This window comes from Holophagaceae bacterium (genome assembly GCA_016720465.1).
Classification (GTDB): domain Bacteria; phylum Acidobacteriota; class Holophagae; order Holophagales; family Holophagaceae; genus JANXPB01.
This window is the reverse complement of sequence record JADKKO010000004.1, coordinates 1,027,943-1,054,637: the sequence shown is the minus strand read 5'-3', so window position 1 is coordinate 1,054,637 and position 26,695 is coordinate 1,027,943. Positions and strand designations below refer to the sequence as shown.

Sequence of the window (26,695 nt, the reverse complement as noted above, 5' to 3'; positions counted from 1 at the left end):
ATGATTACCTTGAAAGGTGATCCATGACTCCTGCCACCCACCCCATCTGCGCCACCGCGAGCCTTGAGGGCGCCAAGGTCAATCTGCTCGAGGAAGCGGGCGGATTGTTCAAGGCTTTGGGGGACCCCTCCCGCCTCCGGCTGCTCCAGGTGCTGCTCGCGGCCCGGGGGCCGCTGGTCCAGCACGAATTGGCGGAGCGGGCCGGCCTCCAGGTTTCCAACGCCTCCAAGCACCTGTCCCTGCTCGTCAGGGAAGGCCTGGTGCGCCGCCATCCCGAAGGCACCCAGGCCCGTTTCGAGGTCGTGGAGCCCATGGTCGCCGAAGTCTGCAACCTGGTCTGCGGCCACGTGAGCCACCGCATCCAGGAGAGCTTCAAGTCCCTAGCCTGATTTTTTTCACAGGAGTATTCCTTCATGAACAAACAATTGATTTTTTCGCTTCTGCTCGTTCCGGCCCTGTCCGCCATGGCCATGCCCCTGCCGGCGCAAGGCGCCGAAGGACAAAAGGAGTCCCCGGGGCCGCTGACCCTCGAGGCCGCCATCCGCCGCGCCTGGACCGGACAGCCGGGCCTCCAGGCGGGCGAGGCCATGGTGGACCGCGCGCGGTCCGAAGCCGACGCCATGCGGGATCTGAACCTGCCGACCGTCAGCCTGTCGGCGGGTCTCCTGCGCACGGACCAGCCCATGATGGCCTTCGGCATGAAGCTCAACCAGGCCCGCATCGCGCAAATGGATTTCAACCCGGCGGCCCTGAACAAGCCCGACGCCATCACAGGCATCGGCGGCGGCCTGACGATGAGCCAACCGCTCTATACCGGCGGACGGCTCACCGCGGCCCGCAAGGCCGGGAGCGCCATGGCCGATGCCGAAGTGGCCAACCAGTCCCACCGGCGCCAACAGGTCGCGCTGGCGGTGGTGCAGGCCTACTTCGGCGCCCAGGTGGCGGAGCAAGGAAAGGTCTACGCCGAAGACAGCCTCAGGCAAGCGCGGGAAGTCGAGCGCTTCGTGCAGGCCCGCGTGGACCAGGGCCTGATGTTGAAGGCGGAGGGCATGCGCATCCGCGCCTATCGGGCTCAAGCCGAAGCTGGAGTGGCGGAGGCGCGCCAGCGCGTGGCCTCCGCGCGTTCGGCCCTGGCGTTGCTGACCGGCATGGGGGCCGCGCCCGTCACTTTGGCGACCTCCTTGACCGGGGAATCCACCCCGTTGGCCGGAGGCGCTCCGGGAACCCGGGGCGACCTGCAGGCCGCCAAATTCCAATGGCAAGCCGCCCAGGAGGGCGCCAAGGCCGCGAAGGGGAGCCTTCTCCCGGAAGTGGGCCTGAACCTGGGGCTCGGCACCATGCGCAACACCTGGAGCAGCGGGGGGAATTGGAGCGAAGTCAGCCTGGGCTTCAAGTGGAATGTCTTCTCCGCGCCGGACCGCCGCCGCGTGTCCTCCGCCAAGGCCATGGAGCGGGCGGCCTCCTACAACCTGCGCTGGCAGGAACAAGTGGCCGGACGGGAAGCCTCCGAAGCGCAGCTAGCCATCGAGAGCGCATCGGCCCGCATCAAAATGGCGCAGGAAGCGCTGGAAGCCTCGGAATCCGTGCGCACCCTGCGCCAAGCACGGCATCGCGAAGGCCTGCTGCCCCTCACCGAAGTGCTGGATGCCGAGGCCGGCCTTTCCGGCGCCCGCACCCTGCTTCTCAACAGCCAATACGAACTGCGCGTAAGCCGCGCCCAACTGAGCCTCGCCCAGGGGCAGCCCATCGAAGGAGTCCAATAATGCGCCCGCTCATCACCCTTTCCGCCCTGGCCCTCCTGCTCGCAGCCCTCGGCTGCCACAAGCAGGAAGCCGCCAAGACCATCACGCTGCCCACCGCGAAGGTGCATCTCATCGCAGGCGGCGATGGCGCCACCGAATCCTGGGTGGCCGCCACCCTCAGCGCCACGCAGCGCGCCACGCTTTCCACGCGCATGGCAGCCTCGGTGAAGAAGGTCCATGTCGCAGAAGGCAGCCGCGTGGCGGCGGGCGCGCTGCTGGTGAGCCTTGCGGATGACGATCTCCAGAGCGGGCTGAAGGCTGCGGAAGCCGGGCTCGCCGCTGCAACGGCCTACCACCGGCGCGTGGAGAATCTCCAGAAGCAAGGCGCGTCCACGCCCAGCGAACTGGAAATGGCGCAGACGCAATTGGCGCAGGCGCAGGCGGGCCTGGCGGGCGTCAAGGCCAACATCGCCTACACCCAAGTGCGGGCGCCTTTCGCCGGTGTGGTGCAGGCCAAGCGCGTTTCCGATGGCGACTTTGTGGGCCCAGGCATGCCGCTGGTGGATCTCGAAGGCCAGGGCGCCCTGGAACTCCAGGCCACTGTCTCCGAATCCGAATCGAAAAACCTGAAATCGGGCCAGACCCTGCCCTTTGAAAGCGACGGCCGCACTGGCACCGCGCAGATCACGGCCCTGGCTCCCGGCGGTGATCCCATCTCCCACCGGAGCTCGCTCCGGGCGCGCGTCATCCAAGGCGGAGGGGATCTCCGCACGGGCAGCTTCGCCCGCCTGCGGCTTCCCGTGGCAGTTAAAGCCGACACTGGGATGTCCGTTCCACGCACCGCCCTGATCCAACGCGGCGAGCTGAACGGTGTCTTCATCATCAAGGATGGCAAGGCGCAATTGCGCTGGATCTCCCTGGGCGAAGCCGAAGGCGACCGTTTCCCCGTGAAGGCGGGCCTCGCCAAAGGCGAAGCCGTGGTGGACCAGCCAGGCGAGCTCAAGGACGGCCAACCGGTTGAGGTAGTGAAATGATGAATGAACAGAAATTGGGCCTGGCAGGACGCCTCGCCAAGACCTTCCTCCGCAGCAAGCTGACGCCCCTCATCGTCCTGGCCTCGCTGATGCTGGGCGTCCTGGCGGTGGTGCTCACGCCCCGCGAGGAAGAACCCCAGATCATCGTGCCGATGGTGGACCTCATCGTCCCCTACCCCGGCGCCAGCCCCAAGGAAGTGGAAAGCCAGCTCACCACGCCCCTGGAGCGCCGCCTCTGGGGCATTCCTGGCGTTGAATACCTGTACAGCGTCAGCCGCCCCGGCGTGGCCCTGATCACCGTGCGCTTCAAGGTGAACGAGCCCCAGGAACCCAGCCTCGTGAAGATCCACCAGGAACTGGCGGCGCATCCCGAACTCATGCCGACGGGCGCCATGAAACCCATGGTGCGCCTGCTCACCATCGATGACGTTCCCTTCCTGACGCTCACGCTGCACGGCGAGAACCAGACCCCTGGCGGTTTGCGGAAACTGGGTGAGGAAGTCGCCCGGGAACTGTCGGAAGTTCCCAGCACGGCCCAAGTGAAAGTGGTGGGCGGCGCGCGCCGGACCGTGCGCATCGAACCCGATGCCACCAAGCTCCGCAGCCTCAACGTCTCTTTGGCGGAACTGATGCCCGCGCTGCAAAGCGCCGAAGCGCAGCTTCCCGCAGGAGCCTTGGTGGATGGCGGCAAGCGCACCGAGGTGGAGGCCAGCGGCTTCGTGCTGGAGGCTTCGGAACTCAACCGCCTGGTGGTGGCTGTGCGCAATCAGCGGCCCATCTACCTGGGCGATGTGGCCAAGGTGCTGGACGCGCCGGAACCGGAACCGCCGGTGGTGCTCTACGGCGGAAAGGCCCAGCCGGGCTTCGAGCAGGCCGTTTCCATCGTGCTCTCCAAGCGCGCGGGAACCAATGCCACAGAACTGGCGGACCATGTGCTCGCGAAGGTTGAAGCCCTGAAAGGCGGCCTCATCCCGCGGGATCTCAAGCTGGATGTCACGCGCAACTACGGCGAGACCGCCGGCGACAAGTCCAATGAACTGATCGAGCACCTGCTCATCGCGACGCTGTCCGTCATCGTCCTGATCATGCTGGCCATGGGCTGGCGCAGCGCGGTGGTGGTGGGTGTGGCGGTGCCGGTGACGCTCGCCCTGACGCTGCTGCTCACCTACCTCATGGGCTACACCCTGAACCGCGTGACGCTCTTCGCGCTCATCTTCTCCATCGGCATCCTGGTGGACGACGCCATCGTGGTGGTGGAGAACATCCACCGGCACATGCATCTGCCGGGGCCGCGCAAAAGCTTCGCGCGCGTGGTGGTGGAGGCCGTGGACGAAGTGGGCAATCCCACGATCCTGGCGACCTTCGCGGTCGTGGCCGCGATCCTGCCCATGGCCTTCGTGCGCGGGCTCATGGGCCCCTACATGCGGCCGATTCCGGTGGGCGCGAGCCTGGCCATGCTCTTCAGCCTGGTCATCGCCTTCATCATCAGCCCCTGGGCCGCGCTCAATATTTTCAAGAAAGAAGCCCACCTGCCCGAAGTGGATGACAGCGGCCTGCATCCCGCGGACGTGGATACCGCCTCGCCGGAGCCTTTGATGGATTCCCCCGAGGACAACCTGGAAACCGCACCGGAAACAGCGGTTTCGAGGCTCTACCGGAAAGTCATGCGGGCCCTGCTCTTCAACATGCCCGTGCGGCTCGCCTTTTTTGGCGGGGTGCTGGTGCTGCTGTTCGGCGCCATGTCCCTGGTGGGTTTTGGCGTGGTGAAAGTGAAGATGCTGCCCTTCGACAACAAGTCAGAATTCCAGGTGCAGCTCGATCTGCCCGCGGGCACGCCCAAGGAAAACGCGCTGGCCGTGGGCCAATCCGTAGCCCGCCGCCTGCTGCAGGAACCCGAAGTGAAAGACGTCCAGATCTATTCCGGAGTGGCCGCACCCTTCACCTTCGTGGGGATGGTGCGCCACAGTTTCCTGCGCGAAGGCGCGGAAATGGTGGATCTGCAAGTGAATCTGGTGGGCAAGGGCGAACGCAAGGCGCAAAGCCACGCCATCGCCACGCGCCTTCGGCCTGAATTGGAAGCGATCACGGTCCCCACCGGCGCACGGATGAAGATCGTCGAAATCCCACCGGGGCCGCCGGTCATGGACACCATGGTCGCCGAAATCTACGGGCCTTCCGAAGCTGAACGCAATCGTCTTTCCAAGGAAGTCCTCGCAGCTTTCTCCAGCACCAAGGGCATCGTGGATGTGGATTCCACCCTCAATGCGACCAGCCCCAAGATCACGCTGGTCCTGGACCGCGAAAAAGCCGCGCTGCACGGCGTGGCGCCCAACAGCGTCGTGCAGAGCCTCTTCATGGCGGGCCAGGGCATGCCGCTCGGCACCTTCCATGTCCAGCGCGGCGCGGCCCAGGTGCCCGTGGTGCTCCAGATGGCCGCCGGACAGCGTTCTCGCCTGGACCAGTTGCTCCAGCTCACGGTGCCTGGCATGCGCGGCGCGGTGCCGCTCTCTGAACTGGTGAAGGTGCAAAGCGGCGTCGAGCAACCGGACATCATGCACAAGAACCTCAAACCCTTGAGCTATGTTTTCGGCGATCTGGCGGGCGAAATCGAGAGCCCGGTCTATGCCCTTTCCGCACTGAACAAGAAGCTCGACCAGCTCAAGGGCACCGGCGGCGAAATCATTCCCCGCTACGGCCTGGAGCATCCTGCGGATACCGAAAAGCTGGCCATCAAATGGGATGGCGAGTGGCACATCACGCTGGAAGTCTTCCGGGATCTCGGCCTGGCCTTCGCCGCGGTGCTGGTGCTGATCTTCGTGCTGGTGGTGGGCTGGTTCGAAAGCTTCACGATCCCCTTCGTGATCCTGGTGCCCATCCCGCTTTCCCTCATCGGCATCATCCCGGCCCATGGCCTGTTCGGCGCCTTCTTCACCGCCACCAGCATGATCGGCTTCATCGCGGGCGCCGGCATCATCGTGCGCAACAGCATCATCCTGGTGGATTTCATCGAGCTTAAATTGAGGGAAGGCATGAGCCTGGAGGCCGCCGTGGAAGAAGCGGGTGTGGTGCGTTTCCGGCCCATCCTGCTCACCGCAGCGGCCGTGATCGTGGGCTCGCTGGTGATGCTCGCGGATCCCATCTTCCAAGGGCTGGCCATCAGCCTGATGGCAGGATCCGTCGCCGCCACGCTGCTGTCCGTCCCCTCCATTCCCGTGCTCTATTACCTCGTCGCCCGCCGTGGCCACGCCGCTGAACTCCAGCGGAAGGCCGGGCTCTCAGGTGAGGTGGCCCCATCAGCCAACAGCTATGGGCCATGAGCCAACATTAATGAGCAAAGCTCATAGCTGAGAGCTGATAGCCCACAGCCCACAACCAACAATCAATCCGTCCCTTGAGGAGACCTCATGACCGTCAACCGCGCCCTTCACGCCATCGCCGGCACCTTCATCCTGGCCAGCCTTCTGCTCGCGCATTTCGTGAGCCCCTACTTCCTGTGGTTCACGGCTTTCGTGGGCGCCAACCTCCTCCAAAGCGCCTTCACCAATTGGTGCCTGATGGTGACCATCCTGCGCAAGCTCGGGGTGAAGGAAGACGTGTCCGAGTGCGGGGTGAAGCCATGAAATCCGTTGCGCTGCTCGCCATTCCGCTCTGCGTTGTCGCACCTGCCCAGGAAGGGAACCTCCGGGCGAAAGCCGAGGCTGCCCGCACGGAACTGGCGGGAATGCTCATGGGCCGCCTCCAGGAAGTCCTGAAGGCCCAGGGCCCGGAGAAAGCCATCGAAGTCTGCCAAAACGAAGCCCCCGCCATGGCCGAAAAAGTGGGCCGAAGCCACGGAGTCCGCATGGGGCGAACCTCCACGAAATTGCGCAATCCGTCCAACCGCACCCCCGCCTGGGCCGAAGCGATGGTGGCCGAGAAAGTCGCCGAACCGCGCTTCATCCAGGCTCCGGATGGGGGCATGCAAGCGCTCCTCCCGATCCGTCTCGGACAGGCCTGCCTGGTCTGCCACGGCCCGGAAAAAGACATTGCCCCAGGCGTGCGTTCGGCGCTCGAAAAGAAGTATCCCCGGGACCAAGCCACTGGCTACCAGGCCGGGGACCTGCGTGGCTGGTTCTGGGTCGAAGTGCCAGCCAGGAAGTTGCCATGAACCTGCTCCTCGCCAAGCGCATCCTCCTGGGCCTGGCCGTCGGCGCGGTCCTGGGCTTCGCCTATCAAAAACTCGTGGGCTGCCGCACCGGCACCTGCCCCCTCACTGCCACGCCGCTCCGCACCATGCTCTACGGCGGCGTCATGGGCCTCATCTGGGCCTTCAGCAAATAACCTCATTAGGAGTTCCACATGTCCAACGTCATCCACGCCACCACCGGAGCCTTCGATAAGCTCGCCAAGCAGGACTCGCCGGTCCTCATTGATTTCTGGGCCCCATGGTGCGGTCCTTGCCGCATGCAGGGCCCCATCCTTGATCAGGTTTCGGACACCCTCGGCGCGAAAGCCATCATCGCGAAGGTCAACGTGGATGAAGAGCCCCAGCTTGCCGCGACCTTCGGCGTGCAGAGCATTCCCACGCTGGTGGTGCTCAAAGGCGGGCAGATCGCCAAACGCTGGGTCGGCGTCCAGCAGGCTCCGACCCTGGTGCAGGCGTTGGAAGCAGCGGGAGCCCGATGACCGCCTGGATCTGGATTCCCGTCCTCCTGGGCCTGGCCTGGATGCTGTTGCGGAGGCGCGGCCTCTCTGCGGAGCAATGCTCGGCGCTGCTGGCCGGCGGCGCCCAGGTGGTGGACGTGCGGACCCCCGGCGAATTCCGCGGCGGGCACATTGAAGGATCGAAAAACATCCCGCTGGATGATCTCCAGGCCCGCAGCGGAGAACTCGACCGAGCGCGGGCCGTGGTGCTCTGCTGCGCCAGCGGTTCCCGCAGCGCCATGGCCGTGGCCCTGCTGAAGCGGTTGGGCTTCACCGATGTCCATAATGCCGGTCCTTGGACCACCCTGAGGAGTTGACCATGTCTACCTACGCATTCACCAAATCCTTGCCCGGCGCCGATTTTGATGACGTGCTTGCGCGCACGCGCGATGCGCTCCTGGCGGAAGGGTTCGGGATCCCCACGGAAATGGATACCCAGGCCATCTTCAAGGCCAAGCTCGGCAAGGATTCTGTGCGCCGCGTGATCCTCGGCGCCTGTCTTCCAGCCGTAGCCTTCGAAGCCATGGCCGTGGAGCCGGAGGTGGCGGTGCTGCTGCCCTGCAATGTGGTGGTGCGCGAACTGCCCCACGCCGTCGAGGTCACCGCCGTGAATCCCAGGGCGCTGTTCACGCTCACCGAACGGCTGGATCCGGCCCAGGCGGCGGAAGTCAAAGCCAGCTTGCAGGCCGCGCTGGAGCGCATCTAGCGAAGGGTTTCCGGGGCCACTGGACAGGGCATGGGAAAATCGAGGCGGGAATTTTTTCCGCTTCCCGTTCCCGGAAGGATCGTGCGGCATGCTGCCATTCCTGGTCGCCCAGGCGCCCATTCCAGCCCCTGTACCCCCGCCGCCGCCGCTGCCGGATGCCACGCGGGACGCGCTGCTGGAAGCCTTGGCCGACGCACGCAAGGCCGAAGCCGCCTACGCCGCGGTGCTGGCCAGGTTCGGCCCTGTGGAACCCTTCCTCGCCATCGCGGACCTGGAGCGCCGCGGCCAGGAGGCCCTGTTGGACCTCTTCCGCGCGCATCAAGTTGAAATCCCTCCGAACCCCAGCCAGGGGGCTCCGCCCACCATACCCACCACGCTGCCCGAGGCCTGCGCCCTGGGCGTGAAAACCGAGGAAGCCTCCATCGCCATGTACGAACGGCTGCTGTCCCAGGTCCGCGAAAGCGATGTGCGGATGGTGCTCCGCCATCTCCAGGAGTCCTCGCGGAGCCATCATCTCCCGGCCTTCCGCGCCTGCGCGAAATCCTGAACGCCGCTGATCAGCCCTGGGGTTCGGCGGCCTTCGGCAAGTCTCCGGGCAACCGGTCCAGATGCAATGGCAGGGGCGTGGACAGCGCCTTGCGCAAGGCCTCCGGAAGTTTGGCGTAGGCCTGGAGCGCGGCTGCCTTGCTGGGGAAGGCGCCGTAGCAGGCCTGCCACCATCGGAAGCCGTCCTTGCGCACGAAGGGCAGCACCATGAGGTCCTCTGCATCCTTGCCACCGTGTTTGGCCAATACCTTGAGTCCAGCGACGGAGCCCGAGACCACCAGGCGCAAGGTCCACTGCCCCTGGGGCGCAGCAGCCCGCTCCGCTTCGCTCAGCGCGATGGCGAGGGGCAGATTGGCCTCGCGGAACGCAGTGAGCTTTGATTCGCCGGCATTCTCCGGCGCCGGGGCCACGGATGCCGATGCAGGGGATGGAGGGGCCGTGGACGCCGCTGCGGGCGCGGCCTTCAGATTCTTGGCTACGGCCGGGGCGGGTTTCGCCACGGCGGGCTGGATGCCGGGCATCGAAGCGGCCTCGGCGGTCTTCGGGGCTTCCGTTGCTGGGGCCGGACGCTCGGGAAGCCCGGGGATGACGCGGATCTCCAGGCTGCGACTGGAGCCGCCCAGGATGTTCGCGGCGCTCAGCGTGTAGACGGTGGTTTCTGTGGGCTGCACCGTGATCCGGTCCTTGCCGTCCAGTTCCAACCCGCCAGGCTCAAGGCGCACTTTGGAATCGCCCACGCACTCCCAGCGCAGCTCCACGGGCTCGCCGGGCCGGATGGCGCTCTGCTCCGCCGTGAAGGCGCAGACCCGGGCCGGTTCGCCCGCAGGGGATTTCAGCACCTGCACTTCCACCGTGCGGGAAGCGCCACCGGCGAAGTTGGAAGCGGTGATGGTGTAGCGCGTGGTCTCGAGCGGCGTCACGGTGATCTCACTTTGGCCGTCCAATTCCAGGCCGCCGGGCTCCAGCTTCACCTTGGCGGTGCCCGTGCAGGTCCAGTGCAGCACCACCGGCTCGCCCGGCAGCACCGCGTGGGTGCTGGCCTCGAAGGCGCAGACTTTCGCGGGCTCGCCATAGGGCGCGTAGGGTTCGATGCGCACTTCCAGGCGGCCCAGCCTCGCGCCGCCGGGTTTGGCCTCGGTGAGGGTGTAGATGGTGGTGGCGGACGGTTTCACGGTGGCCTGGCCCCTGGCTTCCATCACCAGCCCGCCCGGGTCCAGCCGCACCTTCCCCGCCACCGCGCAGTCCCAGCGCAGGCCCACCGAATCGCCCGGCCGCACCGCGTTGGAGGTGGCTTCGAAGACATTGGTCTTCGCGGTTTCCGGGGCCGAAGGCTGCTGGGCGCACGCATTCACTGCGACCAGCAAGATGGATGTGAGAAGGGTGGTTCGGAGCATGCGGGTACCGTTCGGGTGACCCAATAGTTTAAGGCCTATTGGTGTGGGAAATGAGGAGCGACCGAGGCATAAGGGTGGGACATCCAAAAAACACACGAATCTCCTATTGATGTTTTTTTATGCCATCATAAAATGATGATAAGGAGCGCATCATGTTCAGCACCACCCTTCGCATTGATGAAAGCCTGGGCCAATTCCTGCAAGAAGCGGCACGCCGAAGCGCGCTCAGCGTAAACGCATTTCTTGCTGATCTGATCCGCCGAGAGCAGGAATCCGCCGCCCGGAAGCGTCTTGCCCACGACTGGCGTGCCTACGCTGAGGACGCCGAGGCCCAGGACGTAAGCTACGCCATGGCTGCCCAGGCCCAGGTGGTGTCAGAACCTAAGCGGAAGGCCTATGGGGCTAAGCCCAAGGGCGCTGCGGTTTCTACCGCCAAGCCCGGTACAACATCCAAGGGAAAGGCTGGAAAGCCGGGCTCCGCCCGATGAGCGAGCACTTGCAAACGTGCAATCGTGGGGAAATTTGGATGCTTAATTTCGAGCCACGACGGGGTTCCGAGCAGGGCGGTTTCCGGCCCAGCGTCATCCTCCAGACGGATCTCGGCAACCACGCCCATGGCGCCCGCACCACCATCGTGGTGCCGCTCACCACCAGCGGCCGCCCCTTTGTCTTCTACATCCCCATTCCCAAAACCAAAGCTACGGGCCTTTCCGCGCCCAGTTGGGCCAACTGCACGCAACTCTTCACCGTGGACAAGGAAAGGCTGGTGAAACGCCTGGGAAAAGCGGAAAGCAGCGTGATGAAAGCGATCGGGGAAGCACTGAAAGCCACACTGGAGCTGGAGCTGTAACCCCTCCACCTAGGTCGTCAGCAGAATTTCGTGGATTAAAGAACCGCGTCCATGGGCGCCGTCTCTCCCACCCGCAGGGCCACGGCCTGGGCCGCCACCAGGGGCAGGCCGCGATGGGCGAAGTGGATCGCGGCTTGGATCTTGTTGTGGTAGAAGGCGGCTTCGGGGCTTTCGGTGAGAAGGGCGCGGACCGCCGCGTCATCCTCTGCAGCCACGCCCCGTTCCTGCAAGAGCGCCGCCAGCTTGGCTTTGGCTACCGAAGCCTGCTGCAGCAGCAGGTGGCCGCCGACCAGGTGGCCGAGCATGTCGAGGATGGGCACGGCATTGAGCACCGTCAGCAGCAGGCCGTCTTCGCGGGCGGGGATCTCGGTGAGCACCGCGCCCATGGCCTTCACAGCCGAACCGAGCTGCTGCGCGGAAGGCCCAAGCACCGGGTCCGATGCGAGCCCCTGGGCGTTTTCCGCCACCAGGCCCAGCAGGTGCTTCACCGGGCGCCCGTCCTGCATGCGGAATTTCCGTCCCACCAGGTCCAGGGCCTGGATGCCGTTGGTGCCCTCGTAGATGGAGGCGATCTTGCAGTCCCGCAGGTACTGCTCGGCGGGGTAGTCCATGGTGTAGCCGTAGCCGCCGAAGGTCTGGAGCGCCCATTCTGTCACGCGGAAGCCCCAGTCCGAACTCCAGGCCTTGCACACCGGCGTGAACAGCTCCACCAGCCCCTGCCAGCGGTCCTTGTCCTCGCCTTTGGTCGAATGGGCCATGTCCATGCACCAGCCCGTGTAGGAGACCAGGGCGCGCATGGCCTGCACATAGGCGGCCTGCAGCAGCAGGGAGCGGCGCACCTCGGGGTGCTGCACGATGGGGGCCTGGGGGGCGTCGGCCTTCTTGTTCGAGAACAGGCGGCCCTGGAGCCGCTCGCGGGAGTAGGCGAGGGCGGCCTGGTGGGCGGCCGAGGAGATGCTGAGGCCCTGGATGCCCACTTCGTAGCGGGCCGCGTTCATCATCTGGAACATGAGGCTGATGCCCTGGCCCTCCTGGCCCAGCAGGAAGCCCTGGCAGGCGCCGCCGCTACCGAACACGAGGCTGCAGGTGGGGGAGCCGTGGATGCCGAGCTTGTGCTCGATGCCAGCGCAAATCACATCATTGGGCTCGCCCAGGGAGCCATCCGCCTTCACGCGGACCTTGGGGACCACGAACAGGCTGAGGCCCTTGGCGCCGGCGGGCGCCCCGGGTATGCGGGCCAGGACCGCGTGGATGATGTTGGGGGTCAGGTCGTGCTCGCCGCTGGTGATGAAGATCTTTTCACCGGTGAGGAGGTAGCTCCCGTCGGCCTGCTGGACGGCCGTGGTCTTGATCTCCCCGAGGTCGCTGCCGGCGCCGGCTTCCGTGAGGCACATGGTGCCGGTCCACTCGCCGGTGTACATGCGCTCGCAGTAGGTGGCCTTGAGCGCATCCGTACCGAAATTCTCGATGAGGTGGGCGGCGCCGCGGTTGAGCAGGATCTGCAGGCTGACGGCGGTATTGGCCCCCATGATGAACTCGCTGATGCCGGTCCCCACCGATTCGGGCAGGCCCATGCCCCCGAAGTCGGGGCGCATGGTGGGGCTGATCCAGCCCCCGGAAGCCAGGTCCTGGTAGGCCGTTGCGAAGCCCTCCGGCAGGCTCACCTTGCCATTCTCAAAGCGGGCCCCGATCCGGTCCCCCGCTTCGTTGCAGGCCGCGACGCTGCCCTTGCTGACCTTCAGGGCCTCGTCCAGCACCATCTCCAGCTGCTCGCGGTCGAACTCGCCGTAGGCGTCGGAGGCCAGGACCGCGTCGAGATCCAGCCACTCGAAGAGGTTGAACTTGATGTCGCGGGCGTCGTCCAGGTATTTCATGGGACCTCCGGATAAGGGACGGGATAGGCAGAATGCAGGAGCCGCGGAAAGGCGCTCCTACATTCTTTTCCCGGCGGGCCCTTCCGTCCATGCCCTACCGTAGGACAGATTGCCCCCCCCGCCCCCCTTCCCTTTTTTTTTTTTTTTTTCCTCTCTCTTTCTTTGCCTCGTGTGTTTCTTTTTCTCTTTTCTTCTTTTTCTTGCCTCCTGGCCCCCCCTCTCCGGCCTGGGGTTGGCTGGCTCTGGGTTTTTGGGGTTTTGGTTTTGTTCCCTTTTTCCCTTTTCCGGCCCTTTTGTTTCCGGGTTTTCTCTTTCCTTTGGTTTTTTTTTTTTTTTTTTTTTTCGTTTGGTTTTTTTTTGGTCCTCGGTCTTCGCCTTGCTCTGGCTCTCCCCCTCCCTCTTTTTTTCTCCCCCCCCCCCCCCGGGCTTTTTTTTTTCTGTCCTCCTCCCGGGGGCCCCCGGTGGTCCCCCGCCTCCCTTGGCCCGGCCTTCCTGGGGGGGTTTTTGAAATCGCTCTCCTTCCGGGGTTTCGCATCTATGCAGGCTGAATCCCAGCACTGGATTCAAGTTTTTTATGGGGTGGATCAAGTCCAGCAAAGCTCGGGCCTGGGGGGTGGTTCTTAATTTGGGTAATTTTGTGTGTTGGGCTATTTTTTTTATATAGCACTCAAAACCTTTTCTGCCACGGATCCACACGGATTCTTTTCCCGTGGCTCACACCGGCGTGACGCTTCGGCGCTTGGTGGGCCAGGCCTCGCGGCGGCGGGCGCGCTTCAACCGCGTGATGAGTTCGTGGCGCAAGTCGCCGGGATCCACAATGGCGTCCACGTGGAGGTTGGCGCCCAGGCGCTTGAGGTCCACATCCTCGTTGTACTCGTCCCGGAGCGCCTGGATGTAGGCGGCGCGCTCTTCTTCGGGCTTTTCGGCGATCTTGTTGGCAAATACTGCGTTCACGGCGGCCTCGGCGCCCATGACGGCGATGCTGGCGGTGGGCAGCGCGAGCGTGGCATCGGGGTCGAAGCCCGGCCCGCTCATGGCGTAGAGGCCCGCCCCGTAAGCCTTCCTGACCACCACGCAGATGCGCGGCGTGCTGCACGAAGCCATGGCCGAGATCATCTTGGCGCCATGGCGGATGATGCCCTGCTTTTCAACCGCGCTGCCGATCATGAAGCCCGGCACGTCGCTCAGGAAGACCAGAGGGATGCCGAAGGCATCGCAGAGCGTCATGAACCGCGTGGCCTTGTCGGCGCTGTCCACGAACAGCACGCCGCCCTTGACCCGGGGCTGGTTGGCGACGATGCCCACGGGTTTGCCGTCCAGGCGCGCCAGGCCCGTGATGATCTCGCCCGCATAGAGCTTCTTGATCTCCAGGAAGCTGCCCTCGTCCACCAGGCCTTCGATGAAGTCCTTCATCTGGAAGGCCGTGTTGATGTCTGTGGGAACGATGGCGCCGAGCGCCTTGGCCTTGGCCGCAACGGGCTTTGATTCCTGAACCGGCAGCGCGTCTTCGCAATGCTGCGGAAAGTACGCGATGTACTTTTTGCAGAGCTCGATGGCCTCGGCTTCGGTCTTGCAAAGGAAATCCCCGCAGCCGGACACGGAGCAGTGCATGCGCGCGCCGCCCAGATCCTCCAGGCTGATTTTTTCACCAATGACCATCTCCGCCATGCGCGGCGAGCCCAGGTACATGCTCGCGTTGCCCTCGATCATCATCACCACGTCGCAGAAGGCCGGGATGTAGGCGCCGCCCGCGGCGGAAGGCCCGAAGAGCAGGCAGACCTGCGGCACCAGTCCCGAAAGCGCCACTTCCATATGGAAGATGGTTCCCGCATGGCGGCGGCCCGGGAACATGTCGAGCTGGTCCGTGATGCGCGCCCCGGCGGAATCCACCAGGTAGAGCATGGGCACCTTCTGGCGCAGCGCCACTTCCTGGATGCGGACGATCTTCTCCACCGTGCGCGCCCCCCAGGAGCCCGCCTTGATGGTGGAATCGTTGGCCATGAGCGCCACCGGACGGCCGCCCACCGTCGCCGTGCCGGTCACCACGCCATCCGCCGGGAGGTCCTTGTGCAGCGCGTTGGCGAAAAGGCCATCCTCCACGAAGGAACCCTCGTCCACCAGCAGCCGGATCCGTTCCCGCGCGAAGAGCTTGCCTGCCTCCGCATTCTTCTCGTGGGCCTTGGCGTGGCCGCCCTTGCGGATGCGTGCGGCTTCGGACTGGAGCTGTTCGGGATTCATGGAGGCCTCGAAGACGAATGCTCCAGGGTATCGCGAGCGGAGCGGATGGCCGACCTCGGTTCCACCGCGGCCGCCCAGGTGTGGGGTAGCCTGTTTCCATGTCCGCGTTCCGAATCCGGCCTCGCCCGCCAGCACTCCGCCAGTCCTGGAGCTGCTTCCACGGGCTCCCTCTGCGGGCCGAGACCGCCCATGCCTAAGGTCCGCTCAGTATTGAGGTCCCGTTCCTTCCTCATTCTCTGGGGTTTCTACTTCTTCATATTCGCAGCCGGGTATCAGCTCTTTCCAGTGCTGCCGCTGCGGTTGCGGGACCTGGGCGCCACGCTGGCGGAGAGCGGGCGGTTCATGGCGGCCTTCACGGTGGGGTCGGGACTCGGCGCACTGTTCACGGGGCCCCTCGGGGACCGCCTGGGCCAGCGGCGGGTGCTGCGCGGGGCCTCGCTCTTCTGCGCGGCCTGTTTCTTCACCTACGCGGTGATGCCCGGACGCTGGGGCTTCTATGTCCTGGCGCCCTTGCACGGCCTGCTGTGGTCGGGGCTGCGCACGGCCTCCGTGGCGGAGGTCGGCGGACTGCTGTCCGACAGCCACCGCGCCGAAGGCTTGTCCATCTTCGGTCTGGCCAGCCCTGGCGGCGTGGCGGTGGGACCGCTCCTGGGCCTATGGCTCTTCCCGCACCTGGGCTTCCACTGGCAGATGGCCCTGCTTGGCGTCTCGTTCCTGGGCGCCCACGTGCTGGTGGGAAGGCTGCCCAAGGATCCGCCAAAGACGGAGCGGCCACCGTTGAATCTGAGCCTGCCCGAACGCAGCGTCTGGCTGCCCGCCGCGATTCTCTTCCTGTTGGCCCTGAGCTATGGCCCCATGCCGCCCTACGCGGCGCAGGAAGCCCTGGCGCTGCGTCTGGCCTGGCCTTCGGCGCTGCTCACCTGTTTCGCCCTGGGCATGGTCGGGATGCGATTCATCCTGGGCCTCCGCGGACTGGGCTCGGATCCGATGCGCCTGGTGCCGGGAATGATGGCGATGGCGCTCGGGGGGAATCTCGTTCTGGCGGCCCTGCCCGGCGGCTCCTTCCTGGGCCTGGATCTCGGATTGGTCCGGCACATCCTGGGGGCTCTGATCTACGGCGGAGGCTACGGCATCGTCCACACGCTGATCTTCTCCGCCGTGATGACCCAGAGCAGCACCGCCCGGAGGGGGGCCGCGGTGGGCGCGCTTTACGCGGCCTTCGATGCGGGGGTCGCCGCCGGCAGCCTCACCATCGGCTGGCTCATGCAGCACCGCTCCTTCCGGTTCGGCTGGGGGGCGGGGGCAGCCTGCCTGGTGCTGGCCTGGCTGCTGTGCCTGAAGTTCGCCGGACGGACGGATAGCCTCAGCCGCCGCCCTTGAGTCTTCACACTCTCGACCCTCGACCCTCGACTTTTCGACTCTTCAACTTTTCAACTCTTCAACTTCTCGACTCTCGATCCCAGTCCGTGAGCCGCCATGAGATTCTTATGGGATGCCCGAACTGCGCCCCACCCTCTGGACCCGTCCCTTCCTTCTCATCTGGTCCTGCACTTTCCTAACCTTTTTTGCGGCCTTCCAGCTCTTCCCCACGGCGCCGTTGCGGCTATTGGAACTGGGCGCCTCCCGAGCGGAAAGCGGGCTCTTCCTGGCGATCTTCACCGGGGGATCCTCCCTGGGCGCGCTGGTAACGGGGCAGATGGCGGACCGCATGGGGCACCGGCGGATGCTCGTGGGCACGGCGACGGGCTTCACGCTGATCATGGCGATCTACGCATTCCTGCCGGTGCGCTGGGGGTTCTACGCGCTGGCGCCCTTCCATGGGGCCGTGTGGTCGGGCCTCATCACCTCGACCGTAGCCATGCTGGGCGGCATCCTTCCCGAGGAAGGACGCGCCAAAGGGATGAGCTGGTATGGCCTGGCGAGCCCGCTGGGCGTGGTGTTCGGTCCCTCGGTGGGGGTGGCGCTTTATCAGCACGGCTCCTTCCGCACCATGTGCCTGCTGCTGGGACTCTGCTTCCTCGGGCTATCGCTGCTCGCGCGGTTCCTGCCCGAGGACGCCCATCTGGAAAGCCATGAAAAACCGCCCTTGCAGTGGCCGGACCGGCCCGTGCTGGTGCTGTCCTCGGTGCTGCTCTTCGTGGCCTTCAGCTACGGCGCCATGACCAGCTACAGCACCCAGGAAGCCATCGCGCTGGGGTTCAAGTGGCCCTCGGCTTTCCTCTCCTGCCTCGCGTTGGGGATGGTGGTGATGCGCCTGGTCATGGCCTCCGCGGGCTTTGGCGAAAGGCCGGCCCGGCTGCTGCCCTGGATGCTCCTGCTGGCCATCGCCGGCATGGCCATCATGGCTTTCGCAGGGGGGCGCTGGGAGCAGGGCGGGAGCCACCTGGGCCTGGTGCGCCATGTGGCCGCGGCCCTGCTCTACGGCGCGGGCTACTCGATGGTCTACACGCTGCTCAACACCGAGGTGCTGAGCGTGGTGTCGCCCGACCGCCGGGGCGCGGCCTTCGGCACCTTCATGTTCGCGTTCGACGCGGGCATCGGCCTGGGCAGCCTTCTGCTGGGAACCCTCATCGGCGCCACCAGCTTCGCCTGGGGCTGGCGCGTCGGCCTGCTGCTGATGCTCTGCGGGCTGCCGCTGACGGTGGGGATCGCGCGGCGGGGAAAGCGGCCCACCTCACCAGACCAATGATTCCGGGTTGTCGTAGGAAGTCCGCAGCACCAGCTTGCCCTCCTTGGCGAGGCCCGGGAGGTCCGTCAGCATGCGCGGGGCCCAGGCCAGGTCCGCGTCCACGGTCTCGCAGGTGAGGCCCACCCAGCCGTTCCTGCCGCTGCGTTTGACGGCATAGAGGCATTGATCCGCGATCTCCACCGCATCCTCCCAGTGGAAGGTGCCGGGGTGCCCCGGCAGCAGCGGAAAGGCGGAGAACCCCACCGAGCAGGTGCGCTGGATGAATTTCCCGCCGCCCATGTTGAAGCGGTGGGCCTCCATGGTTTCGCGGATCTTCCGGGCGATGTTCAGGGCCGCCGCGCGGTCGGTCCGCCGCGCCACCACCAGGAACTCCTCGCCGCCCCAGCGGACCACCGTGTCCGCCTCCCGGCAAGCCTTGCGCAGCACTTCGGCGGCCTCCTTCAGCACCTGGTCCCCTGCCGCATGGCCGTGGGTGTCGTTCACGAATTTGAAATGGTCCAGGTCCACCAGCAGCAGGACCAGGTCCTCGCCCTTGGGCAGGCCGGGCTCCCCGGACTCCAGGAAGTTCCGGTAGACGCGCAGCACGCGGACTTCCTCGTCCGGCATGTGGAGGCCCAGGAAGCGGCGGTTCCGCAACCCGGTGAGGGCGTCCAGCATGCTGGATTCCTCCAGCGCGAGATTGGCCTGGTGGAGGGCGGCATTGGATTCCAGCAGGTCCGTGGTCCGCTGCCGCACCAGGGCCTCCAGCTCCTGGGTCCTGCGCAGGAGCAGCGCCGTCCGCCGGCGGATGATCAACAGGATCAGGCCCGTGGCCGCCAGGCCCGCCAGGAGGAAAAACCAGGGCTTCTGCCACCAGGGGGCGAGGATCTGGAAGGACTGCGTCGAGGGTTCGCCGAATTGCCCGTTCGCATCTCCGAAGCGCACCTCGAAACGGTAGGAACCCGCTGGCAGGGTCGTGTAGCGCGCCTCCCGGGCGGCGGTATCGCGCCATTCATCCTCGAAGCCCGCGAGCCGGAACTGGGCCTTCAAATGCGATTCATCCTGGAAGCTGGGCGAGGCGAAAGCCAGGTCCACGCTCCGCCAGCGATAGGGAATCCGCAGATTCTCCCCAAGCGGGAGCATCCGCCCGGAGCCTTCCTTCATGAGGATGATCCTGGCCTTGGGAGCCTGGGGTGGACCGTGGTAATAGGCGCTGTGGAACTGGGCGATGCCTGCGCTCAGGCCCACCCAGACATCGCCACTTGGTTCGAGGAGCAACGCATTGGCGGTGCAATCGTCGCCCGGAAGTCCCTGGCTGCGCCCATAGCGTTCGAAGGCGCCGCCCGCCTGGTGCTCCGGCTGCCAACGTTTCACGCCTTGGGTGGTGCCGAACCAGAGCACGCCCTTCGAATCGCAATCGAGGGAAACGATGTCGTCCTGGAACAGCTCCGCGGGTTCCTGCACATGCCCCGCCACCTGCCAGACGCCTCCGTTGCGGCTGAGCCGCGTGAGGCCGTGGGCGGTCCAGTAGGCCACCCAGAGATTGCCCTTGGCGTCCCTCGCGAGGCCGCTGGGATTGGGATCCTTCAGTCCCTCGGAGGGGCCGAAGTGGCGCCAGGAGCGGCCGTCAAAAAGACCAAGGCCATGGTCGCCGGCGGTCCAGACCAGGCCCTCCTGGTCCACCAGCACGCGGTTGACGGTCGCTTCGCTGCCGCCCGGAAGGTTCGCCAATTCGCAGACGAAGGCGCCGCCGGGGTTTCCCGGGGCCTTTCGCAGCCGGTGCAGGCCAGCTCCCTGGGTGCCGATCCAGATGGTCCCGTCCAGGCCCGCCGCGAGCGAAGTCACGGTGTTCCGCTTCACGGACTGGAGGAGGATCTCCTTGAATGCTGCCTGGCCAGGCGCCCGGTAGAAGAGGGTGTTGGGCTTGCGCTCTGCGGATTGCCCGCCCGCCCACACCCCGCCATCGGGACTCTCGGCGATGGCATAGAAACTGCGCTCGTGGGTCTCCGGCACCAGGATCCAGCCACCATCTTTGAGACGCGCCATGCCGCGCGGCGTGGCCGCCCAGAGTTCTCCGTCCCTGCCCCGGTGGAGGTTCCACACCGCGTCCACGGGAAGGCCCTGCTTGCGCGTGAAGGCGGTCCAGAGAAAACGGCCCTGAAGGCGGTGGAGGCCTTCGGCGGCCACCCACAAGGAACCCTCGCGGTCGGTGAGGGTGGCGTTGGCCCAAGCCGAAGGCAGGCCATGGCCTTCATCCAGGATCCAGACGCGGCCCTTCTCGAAGCAGGCCAGGCCGCTATCCGTGGCGGCCCAAACCCGGCCCTCGTGGTCCAGGCTCAGTCCATCTCCCGAGGCGACCGGTTTGCCTGGCAGCAGGCTGGAAAGGTCCTCTGGCTTCGCCCCCCAGGCGGCGAACCTGACCAGGCGGGAACCGCCCCGGATCCAGATGGCGCCCGCGCGGTCCACCCGCCCGCAATTGAAAAGCTGCTTCCGCAATTCCTCCGGCAATTCCAGGAACGACCAGGAGTTCCCCTGGCGGCGCACCATGCTGCTTTCGCGTTCGCCGGGTTTCCCCCGCCGATGCACGGCGAACAGGGTGCCGTCTTTCGGATCCACCCAAAGGGCGGAGGCACCGCCGGCCGGGTAGTCCTTCACCGGCTGGAAGGTCCGGCCGCCATCCTTGCTGAGGGAAAGGCCGGCCAGCGTCCCCATCCACACTTGCCCCGCCCCGTCCCGGGCCACGCAGGCGAAGCCCTTCTCGGGGACGCCATCCTTCGCCCCCCAGGGCTGGAAGCGCTGTCCGTCGAAGCGCATGGGGCCGCTCTGCGTGAACACGAACAGCCCGCCGGGAATGGGTTGCACATCATTCACCAGCAGATCGGAAAGCCCTTCCGCCAGGCCGAAATGTTTGAACCGCTGGCCGTCGTAGCGGAACAGGCCGCCTTCGGTGCCCACCCAGACGTAGCCTTCGTCATCCTGGGTGAGGCAGGTGGTGGCGAGATTCGTCAAGCCCTGCTCAGGGCCGTAGGATTTGAACCGGTAGACGCCCTGGGCCTCGGAAGGGACGGAAGGAAGGACTGGACTTGCCAGGCACAGGGAACAAAGCGCAACAGAAAGCGTCCGCCTAAACCGATGAAACCATGGAATGCCACGGAGCCTGGGGTCAGCGTCCAAACGGAGCCTCTACAACTTTCTATGAACCTTATATACGCTGGCTTGGTCCCGGGGCGCGATGATTAATTCATCAATATTCACATGATCGGGCAGGGCCAGCGCCCACCGGATGCATTCGGCGATATCGACCGCCACGAGCGGCGTCATCCCCTGGTAGACCGCCTTGGCTTTGGCCTCGTCGTCCAGCCGCACCCGGGAGAAGTTCGTTTCCACGAGTCCCGGATCCACCGAGGTCAGCCGGATGGGCTCGCCGCAGAGCTCGATGCGCAAAGCCTGGACCAGCGCCCGCAGCGCATGTTTCGACGCGCAGTACACCCCGCCGTTCTCATAGACGTTGTGCCCGGCGATGGAGCCGATGCTGAAGAGATGCCCCCAGCCCGCCTTGCGCAGGTGCGGCAGCGCAGCCTGGAAGGTGCGGATCACGCCTTCGACGTTGGTATGCAGCATCAACTGCCAGGTCTCCTCGGAGATGGCCTCGATGCGGTCCAGGCGTTTGGCCAGGCCTGCGTTGGCCACCACCGCGTGCAGGCCGCCAAGGGCCGCCGCCGCATCATCCACGAAAGCCTTCACGGACCCGGAATCACGCACGTCCACGTAGCCCGCGAAGGCCTGGACGCCGTGCGCCGCCTTCAATTCGATGCCGAGCTTCTGCACCAACTCGACGCGGCGGGCGCCCAGGGCCAGATGGCAGCCGCCAGCCGCGAGCAGGCGCGCGGTGGCTTCGCCGATACCGCTGGAAGCCCCGGTGATGAGGACGATCGGATGGTCGGGGCGCATGGGTTGCTCCGCTATTCCTGGTACTGGTCCACGGCCCGCGCCAGAAGGTCCATGGCGCGCTGGAGTTTGGGCACTTCCAGCACGTAGGCCAGACGGACCTGATTCAGGCCCTTGGGTTTGCCGAGCGATGGATCCTGCGCGTAGAAGCCGGGCCCCGGCGCCACCATCAAGGTTTCGCCCTCGTGGGAGAAATCCGTCAGCAGCCAGCGGGCGAAGGCCTCGCAGTCCGGGATGGGCAGCTCGGCCATGATGTAGAAGGCGCCGTTGGGCTTCTCGCAGACGAGGCCTGGAATGCGCTGGAGGCCCTCGAAGGTGGCGTCCCGCCGGCGCAGGTATTCATCGCGCATGGGCGCGAAAATGCCCGGGCCCAGCTTGGTCATGGCCAGCGCCGCCGCCTGCTCCACCACCGGCGGGCAGAGCCTTCCCTGGGCCATCCGCACGGCTGCCGCGCGGACCTCTTTGTTGCGCGTGGCCAGGCACCCGATGCGGGCCCCGCACGCGCTGTAGCGCTTCGAAATGCTGTCCACCAGGATGGCGTGGTCGTCGATGCCTTCCAGGTGCAGGATGCTGGTGTGCGACCCCTCGTACACGAATTCGCGGTAGACCTCGTCGGAAATGATGAAGAGGCCGTGATCCTTGGCCATCCGCGCAAGGCGCCGGAGTTCCGCTTCCTTCAGGACCGTGCCCGTCGGGTTGTTCGGCGAGCAGATCAGGATCGCCTTGGTGCGCGGCGTGATGGCCGCGAGGATGGCCTGGTCGTCCGGCAGGTGGAACCCCGTGGCGGCCTCGGTCCGCAATGGGCGGAGCGCCACCCCGGACATCATCGCGAAGGTGTTGTAGTTGGTGTAGAAGGGTTCGAAGCAGAGCACCTCGTCGCCCGGTTCCGCCACGATCTGCAAGGCGAACAGGATGGCTTCGCTCCCGCCGAGCGTCACAACGAGATCGCTCTCGTCCAGCTCGATGCCCGCGGCGCGGTAGTAGTCGGCCAGGGCCAGCCGGTAGGCGGGTTCGCCCTCGGAGCGGCCGTAGGCGATGACCTTGCGGTCATAGGAATGCAGCGCATCCAGGAAAGGTTGCGGCGTGGGGACATCCGGTTGGCCGATATTCAGGGCGAGGACCTTGGTTCCCCTGGCGGCCGCGGCATCCGCGAGCGGCGCCAGCTTGCGGATGGGGGAGTCCGGAAAACGGTTCGCGCGGGCCGAAATGCGCATCATCAGGCTCGGTTCCATGGGGTGGTCTCCTGGGGCCTGCCGACGATCGCGCGATCTCATGGTGGGCACACCCAGCCATTATACCGAAGCCCTCGGAGCCTCAAAAACCTTGGAAATCCTGGATTTGAAGGGTTCAATGCGGGAACCGGGGGGCTGAGCCATCAGGCCCTGAGGCTACCCGAGGTAGGCCGCATCCTCCCGCTGGAAGTCCCGGGACCCTCGGATAAACTGGGCTTTCTGTCTCCGAACTCCCGGAGTCCTACTTCGCCGAGGTGGCCGTGCTCGATTTTTCCCTTAGCCCTGAACTGCTGGCCCTTCAAGAGAAAGCCCATGATTTCGCGCTCAACGTGATCCGGCCGGTGGCCCGGTATTACGACGACACCGCCGAATGGGCGACGCCGGTCTACAAGAAGGCGTGGGATGAAGGCTACCTGCAGGCCCTCGTGCCCAAGGAATACGGCGGCCCCGGCAAGAACCAGATCGAGGAAGCGGTCGTCTGCGAGGAGATGGCCTGGGGCTGCGGCGGACTCTACACCTCCATCATGGCGAATGGGCTGGCCATGACGCCCATCCTCATCGCCGGGAGCGACCAGCAGAAGAGGAAGTGGCTCACGAAGCTCACCGAAGAACCCCTCTTCGCGGCCTTTTCGCTGTCCGAGCCCGAGGCCGGATCCGATGCCGGCGGCATGACCTGCCGGGCGGAATTGAAGGGCGACAAGTTCATCATCAACGGCACCAAGTGCTACTGCACCAATGGCGGCCACGCGGACTTCTACACGCTCTTCGCCTCCACCAACCCCGACAAGGGCGCCCGCGGCACCAGCTGCATCGTGGTGCCGCGCGACACGCCGGGCCTCCGGGTCGGCAAGGCCATGGACAAGATGGGCCAGCGCGCTTCGAACCAGGTCCATGTCCATTATGAAAACGCAGAAGTCCCCGCCGAAAACCTCCTGGGCAAAGAGGGCATGGGCTTCATCATCGCCATGAAGACCCTCGACCAGACCCGCGCGGCGGTGGCGGCCGGCGGCGTCGGCGTGGCCCGCGCGGCCTTCGAGATCGCGCTGGACTACGCCAAGACCCGGATCCAGTTCGGCAAACCCATCATCGCCAACCAGGCCATCAGCTTCATGCTCGCCGACATGGCGAAGAAGATCGAAGCCAGCCGCCTGCTCACCTGGCAGGCCGCCTGGATGACCGACAACAAGATCAAGAACTCCAAGCAGAGCGCCATCGCCAAGACCTTCGCCACGGACACCGCCATGGAAGTCACCACCGATGCCGTGCAGATCCTCGGCGGCAACGGCTACTCCAAGGACTACCTCGTCGAGAAGTGCATGCGCGACGCAAAACTGTTGCAGATTTACGAAGGAACCAACCAGATCCAGCGGCTGGTGATCGCGAAAGAGATCCAGCAGGGAAACTGATATAAAGAGACGGAATCACTCAACTCCACGAATCGCCGCTGGATTGCGGGTCGCGAGCGGACAGGCCTCCCGGATATCGGGCGCATTGCGCCCTCCCGCTCACCTTCGGTTTGCGGATCCGGGAACCCTTGGCCTGTCCCGAGTGGGGCTCCGCTGGTTGGTTCAAATCCCCACAATCGCAAGGGAAGTCTGAGCGGCTTGTGATGGCCCAATAGAATCGCACCCGCAGATTTTCGATTGAAAGTCAACGGTTGAACACGATTTGCCCTCGACCCCCCCCCCCCCCCTTGACTCTCAACTCCACCAACAGGGTTTTTATTTTACGAATTCCATCTCCCTGATACCCTTCCTGCATCAACCCAACTTTTCGGCAACTGCCCCAAAGCTGGAATAGCTCCATCGCGGGCTTTGAAAGAACGGTGAACTGTTCCCCGGAATCCGATGCCTGGTTGGCATTCCGGCGATCCACACCAGGCGCTGGGGTAGGACCCCTAAAGGAAAGTGTTTTATGGCTGAAGGCACAGTGAAGTGGTTCAACGCCGAAAAGGGTTTCGGCTTCATCACCCCCGACGGAGGCGGCACGGACCTATTCGTCCACCACACCGCCATCCAGAGCCAGGGTTTCCGCACCCTGGATGAACAGCAGCGTGTGAGCTTCGATGTGGTCGACGGTCCCAAGGGACCCCAGGCCTCGAACGTCACGAAAATCTGAAGTCCGGCCCTCCGCAGATTCAGGCCCCGGTCCTGCCGGGGCTTTTTCATGGCGGCATACTGGATCCATGACGAATGTGGACTTCGCCCTCGCCCTGCTCCTTGGGGTCCTGATCATCGGCCGCTGGGCCCAGCTTCACTGGTTCCTGCCCCGCACCCTCCGCAGGGCGGAAGCAAGCTGGAACTCCAGCGCGCCGGTATCAGAAACTACGGATCTGTTGAGTTCCTCCCGGCCTGCGGCCAGCGGCGAGACCGGCTATCGCATCCTCCTGCTGCTGGGGCGCGCCCGGTTCGCCCAGGGATTCCGCAACCAGGCCTGGACCGAGTTCCTCCAAGCACAGTTGGTCCGGCTGCCGCTGTGGAGGCGTCTGCTCATCCAGCCTTTTTTCCGCCGCGTGCCCCCGAAGATCCGTCCTTGGCGCCTGCGCTACGGCCGGATGATCCTGAAATTGGCGCCCTCCGTGCCGCAGATTCCCCACCGGTTGGGGATCCTCCATATCCGGCGGGACCAGGAGGGCGATGTCGAAAAAGCCTGGGAGCACTTCCGCGCGGTGCTCCCGTTGGCGGTGGAGGATCCGCTCCTGCTGGAAGACCTGCTGCTTGCGGCGCTGAACCGCGGCGAGCATGGTTTGGCGGAGCAGGCCCTGGCTCTGCTCATGCAACGTCATGGAGATCCGCGCCTGCCCTGGGACCGTTCGGCGCCTTCGGCCTACCTGCTGCAGCAAGGGCGCGTGGCCGACGCTCTGGCGCTCTTCCGCAGCCTCCCGCCTGCCTTCCGCACCGAGCCCTGGCACTGGGCCGGGGAATCCCGGGCCCTGCGCAGGCTCGGGGATGACAACGGCGCCTGGGCTTCCCTGGAGGAAGGCCTGGCGCGGTATCCCGATTCCTTCCGCCTCTGGGTGGAAAAGCATCAGATGGCCCTGGATGCCGGAAGGTTCGAAGAAGCCCGCCATTGCCTGGAGCGGGCCGAGGCCTCCCTGCCGCCGGAAGAAAACTCCGAACTGCGGTGGGAGTGGCAGGTGCGCCGGGCTGAGTTCGCCCACTGGGTCGATGGCGATCCGCTTGCCGCCTGGGAGTTCCTGCGGACCGTCCCGGCCGACCGGCGAGGAAACGCCCACCCGCCCCTGGACTTGGAATTGCAGGTAGCCCTCGGGGATTTTGAAAACGCCCTCGCCAGGTGCAAGGAGCTGCTGGAGGAGCACCCGGGGGATCCGTCCCTGCTCCTGCTGCAAGGAGATTGCCTGGCGGGCCTTGAAGCCTGGTCGGCCCTGCTCGATTTCCTGGAGGGCCTCGGGCCGGAACCTCGCAAGCGGGCCGTGTATTGGCACTTGAAAGGACTGGCGCTGGGCCGCCAGGGCGATGCGCTGGCCTCCCGGATGGACCTGGAGCGGGCGGCCCACATGGATCCAGAAGATTTGCGCCTGGTGCTGGACGCCGGCCACGCCTGCGCGGACCTGGGAGAATGGGAACGCTCTGAAAACCACTGGCGGCAGGCGCTTCATCTCGATCAGGCCTGCGAGGAAGCCCTGGTCCAGCTCGCGGAGAGCCGAAGCGCCCTCCATGATCCCGAAGGCGCCCGCCGGTTCCTGCGCGAATGCCTGGTCCATCACCCCGAGAGCGGAGAGGCTCGCGAACGGCTGGCGGAACTGGAGTCTAACTGACC

25 protein-coding genes are annotated in these 26,695 nt (G+C 65.5%); 18 read left to right on the top strand and 7 right to left on the bottom strand.

All coding sequences use genetic code 11. The features are described 5' to 3' along the window. Nucleotides 1-23: 23 nt before the first annotated feature. The 11 genes from IPQ13_12025 to IPQ13_11975 all read left to right on the top strand — a co-directional run bounded on the left by IPQ13_12025 (nt 24) and on the right by IPQ13_11975 (nt 8,712). A complete protein-coding gene (locus IPQ13_12025; GenBank protein MBL0211619.1) occupies nt 24-389 on the top strand; it encodes a winged helix-turn-helix transcriptional regulator in 366 nt (121 codons plus the stop codon). Between the two features lie 24 nt (nt 390-413). After that, nucleotides 414-1,763, top strand: coding sequence for a TolC family protein (locus IPQ13_12020; protein ID MBL0211618.1), 1,350 nt, complete (start codon nt 414-416; stop codon nt 1,761-1,763). Further along, nucleotides 1,763-2,776, top strand: a complete 1,014-nt coding sequence (locus tag IPQ13_12015; GenBank protein ID MBL0211617.1) for an efflux RND transporter periplasmic adaptor subunit — start codon at nt 1,763-1,765, stop codon at nt 2,774-2,776. The genes IPQ13_12020 and IPQ13_12015 overlap by 1 nt, the downstream gene beginning before the upstream one ends. Further along, a complete protein-coding gene (locus tag IPQ13_12010) occupies nt 2,776-6,093 on the top strand; it encodes an efflux RND transporter permease subunit (protein MBL0211616.1) in 3,318 nt (1,105 codons plus the stop codon). Before IPQ13_12015 ends, IPQ13_12010 begins: the two co-directional genes overlap by 1 nt. Before the next feature lie 87 nt (nt 6,094-6,180). Then, nucleotides 6,181-6,396 (top strand): DUF2892 domain-containing protein, encoded by a 216-nt coding sequence (locus IPQ13_12005; GenBank protein ID MBL0211615.1) that lies wholly within the window; start codon nt 6,181-6,183, stop codon nt 6,394-6,396. Beyond that, complete coding sequence (locus IPQ13_12000; GenBank protein ID MBL0211614.1) at nt 6,393-6,923, top strand: DUF3365 domain-containing protein; 531 nt, start codon at nt 6,393-6,395, stop codon at nt 6,921-6,923. The genes IPQ13_12005 and IPQ13_12000 overlap by 4 nt, the downstream gene beginning before the upstream one ends. Then, a complete protein-coding gene (locus IPQ13_11995) occupies nt 6,920-7,096 on the top strand; it encodes a YtxH domain-containing protein (GenBank protein MBL0211613.1) in 177 nt (58 codons plus the stop codon). Before IPQ13_12000 ends, IPQ13_11995 begins: the two co-directional genes overlap by 4 nt. An 18-nt stretch (nt 7,097-7,114) precedes the next feature. Beyond that, nucleotides 7,115-7,441 (top strand): thioredoxin, encoded by a 327-nt coding sequence (trxA, locus tag IPQ13_11990; protein ID MBL0211612.1) that lies wholly within the window; start codon nt 7,115-7,117, stop codon nt 7,439-7,441. After that, the gene (locus IPQ13_11985; GenBank protein ID MBL0211611.1) at nt 7,438-7,776 is read left to right on the top strand and encodes a rhodanese-like domain-containing protein; all 339 of its coding nucleotides are present in this window, start codon (nt 7,438-7,440) and stop codon (nt 7,774-7,776) included. Before trxA ends, IPQ13_11985 begins: the two co-directional genes overlap by 4 nt. Nucleotides 7,777-7,778: 2 nt before the next feature. Beyond that, nucleotides 7,779-8,165 carry a DUF302 domain-containing protein gene (locus IPQ13_11980; GenBank protein MBL0211610.1) on the top strand — a complete coding sequence of 129 codons (387 nt, stop codon included), beginning with the start codon at nt 7,779-7,781 and terminating at the stop codon, nt 8,163-8,165. Between the two features lie 148 nt (nt 8,166-8,313). Beyond that, nucleotides 8,314-8,712, top strand: a complete 399-nt coding sequence (locus tag IPQ13_11975; protein ID MBL0211609.1) for a DUF2202 domain-containing protein — start codon at nt 8,314-8,316, stop codon at nt 8,710-8,712. A 10-nt stretch (nt 8,713-8,722) separates the two neighbouring features. Here IPQ13_11975 and IPQ13_11970 read toward each other — a convergent pair whose 3' ends face one another. After that, a complete protein-coding gene (locus IPQ13_11970; protein ID MBL0211608.1) occupies nt 8,723-10,105 on the bottom strand; it encodes a hypothetical protein in 1,383 nt (460 codons plus the stop codon). 152 nt (nt 10,106-10,257) lie between these two features. On the opposite strand from IPQ13_11970, the gene IPQ13_11965 reads away from it, so the two are divergent. Both IPQ13_11965 and IPQ13_11960 read left to right on the top strand, forming a co-directional pair. Continuing rightward, nucleotides 10,258-10,593, top strand: coding sequence for a hypothetical protein (locus IPQ13_11965; protein ID MBL0211607.1), 336 nt, complete (start codon nt 10,258-10,260; stop codon nt 10,591-10,593). A 38-nt stretch (nt 10,594-10,631) separates the two neighbouring features. After that, nucleotides 10,632-10,955, top strand: a complete 324-nt coding sequence (locus IPQ13_11960; GenBank protein ID MBL0211606.1) for a type II toxin-antitoxin system PemK/MazF family toxin — start codon at nt 10,632-10,634, stop codon at nt 10,953-10,955. 35 nt (nt 10,956-10,990) lie between these two features. Here IPQ13_11960 and IPQ13_11955 read toward each other — a convergent pair whose 3' ends face one another. From IPQ13_11955 to IPQ13_11945, 3 genes are read right to left on the bottom strand one after another with little or no spacing between them, the layout of a single operon-like run. After that, complete coding sequence (locus IPQ13_11955; GenBank protein MBL0211605.1) at nt 10,991-12,829, bottom strand: acyl-CoA dehydrogenase; 1,839 nt, start codon at nt 12,827-12,829, stop codon at nt 10,991-10,993. 57 nt (nt 12,830-12,886) lie between these two features. Continuing rightward, the gene (locus tag IPQ13_11950; GenBank protein MBL0211604.1) at nt 12,887-13,525 is read right to left on the bottom strand and encodes a hypothetical protein; all 639 of its coding nucleotides are present in this window, start codon (nt 13,523-13,525) and stop codon (nt 12,887-12,889) included. A gap of 18 nt (nt 13,526-13,543) precedes the next feature. Next, on the bottom strand, nt 13,544-15,067 hold the full coding sequence (locus IPQ13_11945; protein MBL0211603.1) for an acyl-CoA carboxylase subunit beta: 1,524 nt from the start codon (nt 15,065-15,067) through the stop codon (nt 13,544-13,546). 189 nt (nt 15,068-15,256) lie between these two features. On the opposite strand from IPQ13_11945, the gene IPQ13_11940 reads away from it, so the two are divergent. Further along, nucleotides 15,257-16,447, top strand: a complete 1,191-nt coding sequence (locus IPQ13_11940; GenBank protein ID MBL0211602.1) for an MFS transporter — start codon at nt 15,257-15,259, stop codon at nt 16,445-16,447. Nucleotides 16,448-16,559: 112 nt separating this feature from the next. Beyond that, complete coding sequence (locus IPQ13_11935) at nt 16,560-17,756, top strand: MFS transporter (protein MBL0211601.1); 1,197 nt, start codon at nt 16,560-16,562, stop codon at nt 17,754-17,756. On the opposite strand, the gene IPQ13_11930 is transcribed toward IPQ13_11935, so the two are convergent. The 3 genes from IPQ13_11930 to IPQ13_11920 form a co-directional block, all read right to left on the bottom strand. Further along, a complete protein-coding gene (locus tag IPQ13_11930; protein MBL0211600.1) occupies nt 17,742-20,744 on the bottom strand; it encodes a diguanylate cyclase in 3,003 nt (1,000 codons plus the stop codon). The two genes, IPQ13_11935 and IPQ13_11930, sit on opposite strands and share 15 nt — an antisense overlap. Nucleotides 20,745-20,918: 174 nt before the next feature. Continuing rightward, nucleotides 20,919-21,686, bottom strand: a complete 768-nt coding sequence (locus tag IPQ13_11925) for an SDR family NAD(P)-dependent oxidoreductase (GenBank protein ID MBL0211599.1) — start codon at nt 21,684-21,686, stop codon at nt 20,919-20,921. A gap of 11 nt (nt 21,687-21,697) precedes the next feature. Further along, nucleotides 21,698-22,897 (bottom strand): pyridoxal phosphate-dependent aminotransferase, encoded by a 1,200-nt coding sequence (locus tag IPQ13_11920; GenBank protein MBL0211598.1) that lies wholly within the window; start codon nt 22,895-22,897, stop codon nt 21,698-21,700. Nucleotides 22,898-23,175: 278 nt separating this feature from the next. Here IPQ13_11920 and IPQ13_11915 point away from each other — a divergent pair, with 278 nt between their 5' ends. From IPQ13_11915 to IPQ13_11905, 3 genes are all read left to right on the top strand, one after another. Then, entirely contained in the window at nt 23,176-24,321 is a 1,146-nt protein-coding gene (locus IPQ13_11915; protein MBL0211597.1) for an acyl-CoA dehydrogenase family protein, read from the top strand. 508 nt (nt 24,322-24,829) lie between these two features. Next, nucleotides 24,830-25,033: a cold-shock protein gene (locus IPQ13_11910; GenBank protein ID MBL0211596.1), complete on the top strand. Its 204-nt coding sequence runs from the start codon at nt 24,830-24,832 to the stop codon at nt 25,031-25,033. 67 nt (nt 25,034-25,100) lie between these two features. Beyond that, a complete protein-coding gene (locus tag IPQ13_11905) occupies nt 25,101-26,693 on the top strand; it encodes a tetratricopeptide repeat protein (protein ID MBL0211595.1) in 1,593 nt (530 codons plus the stop codon). The last annotated feature ends 2 nt before the right edge of the window (nt 26,694-26,695 follow it).